Source organism: Pseudophaeobacter sp. (assembly GCF_039971195.1).
In the GTDB taxonomy this organism is placed as follows: domain Bacteria; phylum Pseudomonadota; class Alphaproteobacteria; order Rhodobacterales; family Rhodobacteraceae; genus Pseudophaeobacter.
Genome location: NZ_JBDWPJ010000191.1, coordinates 1 through 4,538, shown reverse-complemented (window position 1 = coordinate 4,538; position 4,538 = coordinate 1). Strand labels below are relative to the sequence as shown.

The 4,538-nt window shown below is 57.8% G+C and carries 4 protein-coding genes and 1 pseudogene; all 5 read right to left on the bottom strand.

The genetic code is table 11. The features are described from left to right. Positions 1–166: 166 nt before the first annotated feature. Positions 167–940, bottom strand: coding sequence for a DUF2092 domain-containing protein (locus ABJP42_RS16405; RefSeq protein WP_348342253.1), 774 nt, complete (start codon positions 938–940; stop codon positions 167–169). Between the two features lie 162 nt (positions 941–1,102). Continuing rightward, positions 1,103–2,350 carry an organoarsenical effux MFS transporter ArsJ gene (gene arsJ, locus ABJP42_RS16400; protein WP_348342251.1) on the bottom strand — a complete coding sequence of 416 codons (1,248 nt, stop codon included), beginning with the start codon at positions 2,348–2,350 and terminating at the stop codon, positions 1,103–1,105. Positions 2,351–2,364: 14 nt separating this feature from the next. Next, positions 2,365–3,366, bottom strand: coding sequence for an ArsJ-associated glyceraldehyde-3-phosphate dehydrogenase (locus ABJP42_RS16395; protein WP_348342249.1), 1,002 nt, complete (start codon positions 3,364–3,366; stop codon positions 2,365–2,367). A gap of 11 nt (positions 3,367–3,377) precedes the next feature. Further along, positions 3,378–4,211, bottom strand: a complete 834-nt coding sequence (locus ABJP42_RS16390) for an arsenate reductase/protein-tyrosine-phosphatase family protein (protein WP_348342247.1) — start codon at positions 4,209–4,211, stop codon at positions 3,378–3,380. Between the two features lie 112 nt (positions 4,212–4,323). Continuing rightward, positions 4,324–4,538, bottom strand: a pseudogene (locus ABJP42_RS16385) (LysR family transcriptional regulator); the annotation flags it as partial.

Sequence of the window (4,538 nt, the reverse complement as noted above, 5' to 3'; positions counted from 1 at the left end):
CGGGCCGCGTGGCGGGCGACTATAGCCACCGCGATTGCCACCCCGGGCGCCACCACGAGCCTGGGCCGCGGCCTGATCAATTCCCAACCCATTTACCCCGATCGGCAGCGGACCAAAGGCAGTTGACAGGGAGAAGGTCAGGATCCAGACAATAAAACGCTTCATATCAATTCCCTCCCTCGGCCACATCTTGCAAAGGCCAGGTCATGCGGGTTGCATCCTCGTCAGGCGCATAGACAAAAAAACCTTCGCCAAGGTCCGGAGCAAAATTCCAATCGGTGAAATAGGCGCGATACTGCGGCCAGCCCTGGGTATAGGGGTCGGTGCCAATCAGCATGACCAGCTCTGGAGCATCCTCTCCTGCTTGCTCGATCCACAATTGCAGATCGCTTTCGTAGGACGAGAGCGCAATATGGTGAAGGTCGCGCCCGGCAATCTGTCGCTGCCCCAGATAGGCGGCGGAGGTCACGTTTTCGAGCAACTCGTCGGCCACCGTCGGTACCAGGACCTGCCAAATCGGCAGGGCTTCACCGCGTTCACGGTAGATCGCCTCGGCCAGCTCGGTGAAGCTGCCGTCGAAGGGCGCGCTGACATAGGCATCTTTTTCCACCATGACCACAGAGACGGTCTCACCGTCAAAGAAGAACTCGCGCTGGCCATTTTCCTGTTCCAAATAGGCATAATAGCCGGTGCCACGTTCGATGACGCTTTGCCCCGACCGGAAATGATTGATTTTTTCGCGACCGTCCAGAACTTCGTCAAAGGAGACAAACCAGTTCACCTGCAGCGCAGGCTGTGCCGCAAGGTGGGTGGCAACTGACGTGACCAGCGCCAGAGCTTCGGGGTCAATTTTGGGGTCAGTCTCCGTACTGCTGCCTTCGGCATGCAGCATCCCGGCCAAGCCGACGATCAAAGAACAGGCCAAAAATATCTGTCTCATGTAATCCCCCTTAGATGCATCGATACCCAGGCAGTTCACCCATCGCGGCCGCAAGGTCACTAAAACTTAGAAACTATTCGTCATTAGGAACACGTTCTTAGACTGCTGCCAATGGAATTTTTTATCGGCAGCGGCTCTTTGCGGATTTCGGCAGTGACCGGCCTATGACTGTGTAACAGTGGCTTGTTGGCTGTGCAGCTGCCCCGCCGCCCAGGCGCTGAGCACGACCATGAGGGCAGCGGTCCCAAGGCAGGCCGCCAGTCCTCCGAGCTGATAGGTTAGCCCGGACAGCACTGTACCCGTCAGTCGGCCCGCCGCATTGGCCATGTAATAGAACCCTACATCCATGGTCACCCGCTCGGCCTTGGTGAAGGCCAGGATCAGGTAGGAATGCAGCGCTGAATTCACCGCAAAGACCGCGCCAAACCCCAAGAGCCCAAGCACCAGCGTGAGGGTTAGCCAAGGCGCTGGCCCCTCAGTGGATAGCACTGCCAGGGTCAGGATGGCCGGAATAAGGCTCAGCCCGGTGGCCCAGCTGCGGGCGGCGCTGATCAGCTCCGCCTCAGAACGTGCCTTGGCCTTTAGGATGCGCGGTGCGGCGGCCTGAACAGCGCCGTAGAAAATCGTCCAGAGCGCCATGAAGCTGCCGATCAAAAAGAAGGCCGCCCGGTTGCCCTCTTCACTGCCGTCCGAGAACACCGCGTAGAAATAGATCGGGATGCCGACCACAAACCAGATGTCGCGGGCGCCAAACAGGAAGACTCGTGCCGCCGACAGCCAATTGACATTGCGCGACTTGGAAAGAACCTCGGAAAACTTGGCACCCTTGCGCCCCGCTGGCAGACCCGGCGGCATGGCGATGACCACGGTGATCAGGATCAACCCCAGGATCAGGGCCATGCCCAAGACCGCCGTCATGAAGCCAAAGCCGGCCAAAAGCGCCGCGCCAAGCAAAAAGCCAATCCCCTTGATCGCGTTTTTGGATCCGGTCAGCGCTGCCACCCAACGAAACAGCCCGTCACCAGTCGCAGGTGCCAGCAGTTTGACGGCGGATTTTGACGACATCTTGGCCAGATCCTTGGCCACCCCAGACAGGCCCTGCACCAGCATGACAAAGACAACCGTGGTGGCGATTTGCCAGTTGGGGTCCAGCTGGGTCAGCGTCAGCAGCGCCACAATCTGTAGCGACAATCCGGCATAAAGCGTCGAGGTCAGGCCGAACCTGGCGGCAATCCAGCCAGCCGAGAGATTGGTTACCATGCCGGCAATCTCATAAAGAACAAAGAGATAGGCCAGTTGCACAGGGGAAAACCTCATGGCGTGGAAATCCAGCAGGATCAGCATCCTGAGCGCGCCATCGGTCAGCATGAAGGCCCAATAGGAAGCCGTGACCGCAATGTATGCGGCCATTCCACCCTTTTGTGTCACAGTTGATCCCCAACCATGCGGGCGACATCGACCAGACGGTAGGCATAGCCCATTTCATTGTCATACCAGGCGTAGATCTTCACCTGGGTGCCATTCACCACCATGGTCGAGGGCGCATCAATGATGCTGGAGCGCTGATCATTGGTATAGTCACAAGAGACCAGAGGCCGGGTTTCGTAGCCTAAGATTCCCTTTAGCGGGCCGTCCTCGGAGGCGGCTTTGAACAGGGCATTGACCTCTTCAACACTGGTTTCCCGCGCCACTTCGAACACGCAATCGGTGATCGAGGCATTGAGCAGCGGCACCCGCACTGCATGGCCGTTCAGCTTGCCCGCAAGTTCGGGGTAGATCAGGGTGATTGCCGTGGCGCTGCCGGTGGTGGTCGGGATCAGATTTGTCAGCGCAGAGCGCGCCCGGCGCAGGTCCTTGGCGGGGCGGTCGACAATTGTCTGGGTATTGGTCACGTCATGGATGGTGGTGATGGACCCATGTTTGATGCCAATGGCATCATGGATCACCTTGACCACCGGGGCGAGACAGTTGGTGGTGCAGCTGGCGGCGGTGACAATCCGGTGCCGAGCGGGCTCGTAGATGTCGTCGTTGACGCCGACCACGATATTGGCGGCATCGCCATCCTTGACCGGGGCCGAGACCACCACTTTTTTTACCCCAGCGTCAAAATAGGGGGCGAGCTTGGCTTCGGTTTTGAACACGCCAGTACAATCGATCACCACATCCACACCCGCCAGCGGCAGATCCTCGAGGCGGCGTTCACAATGGGTGGCGAGCCGGGTGCCATCAATGATGATGGAGCTGTCATCATGGCTGAACTTTGCGTCCCAGCGGCCATGCACCGAGTCAAACTCCAACAGATGCGCGTGCATTTCCGGGCTGCCCACGGCATCGTTGATCCAGGCGATGTCTGCGCCGCTCTCGAGAAGGGGCTTCAGCGCAAGCTTGCCCATTCGGCCAAGGCCGTTCAATGCATAGGTGGTCATGGTTTCAAGTCCTAATCAGATGTCTTTGCGATCTCGTCGACAGCGTTTTGCAGGGAAATTCGGTCCAACTGGTCAAAGGGCAGGGCGGCAAAGCCCTGAAGTCGGTGTTGCAGAACCCCATAGGCCTGATGAAAGGCGAGGCTTTTTTCGGCGTGGGTCCCGGTTGCCTTGACCGGGTCGGGCATGCCCCAATGGGCGCTGATCGGCTGGCCCTCCCAGGTCGGGCATTCCTCATTTGCAGCCTGATCACAGACGGTGAAGACAAAGTCGAAATCCGGGGCACCTTCGCCTATGAACTCGGTCATATGTTTTGAGCGCAGGGCACTGGTATCATGCCCCTTGGCCTTCAGCATCTCGAGCGCGATAGGGTTCAGGCTGGACTGCGGCTGGGTGCCGGCGGAATAGACCTCAAACCGGTCTTGGCCCTTGGATTTCAGGATCGCCTCGGCAAAAATTGAGCGGGCCGAATTGCCGGTGCAGAGAAACAAAACATTGTATTTCCGGTCAGTCATGTGTCGTTCCTTTGGCGCAACAGGCTGCTGATAGGAGGTGCACAGATCTGGACGGCCACGGCAGCAATCCAGGTAAAGAGAGTCAAGCGTCTCACGCGTCGTTTCCATGTTGACCTGATACCGCAGCGAGGTGCCTTCCCGGGTCTTTGTCACCAGATTTGCCTGCAGCAAAGCAGAAAGATATGACGATAATGTGCTGGATTTCACTTTCAGCGCATCGCTGATCTCCCCGGCCGGAACCTGATCGGGATAGCGGCGCATCAACAAGCGGAACACCGCGAGGCGCTGGGGGTGCCCAAGGATGGACAGGCGGAGGGGAATCAGTTCTTTCATATTTCACGAAATATCGAAATAGAAAGCTTGTGGCAACATGTTTTGCCCATCTGAAAAGCAATAAATCAGCCCGGTCTAAACCAGCCCTGCCCTTCAAACAGAGCAGATCGGCCTATTCCAATTCCAAAGCGGCCTTCTTTAGGAGCTCGGAGATGGCATCAATTCGTGCAAACTCTGACCGGCCCTTCTGCGAAATCAGCCAAAGGTCCTGGTGCTTTCTGTTGCCAAGCGCAAATACGGAAAGGTCTCTTTGTTGCGGGAAGGCTTCGACACCGGACTTTGGTAAAATGGTATAGCCGAGGCTCTGTGCAACCGGGATCAGGATCT

Bases quoted from the DNA above. Each gene is read 5' to 3' on its own strand.
- ABJP42_RS16405 (WP_348342253.1), bottom strand. From the start codon at position 940: ATGAGACAGATATTTTTGGCCTGTTCTTTGATCGTCGGCTTGGCCGGG.
- arsJ (WP_348342251.1), bottom strand. From the start codon at position 2,350: ATGGCCGCATACATTGCGGTCACGGCTTCCTATTGGGCCTTCATGCTG.
- ABJP42_RS16395 (WP_348342249.1), bottom strand. From the start codon at position 3,366: ATGACCACCTATGCATTGAACGGCCTTGGCCGAATGGGCAAGCTTGCG.
- ABJP42_RS16390 (WP_348342247.1), bottom strand. From the start codon at position 4,211: ATGAAAGAACTGATTCCCCTCCGCCTGTCCATCCTTGGGCACCCCCAG.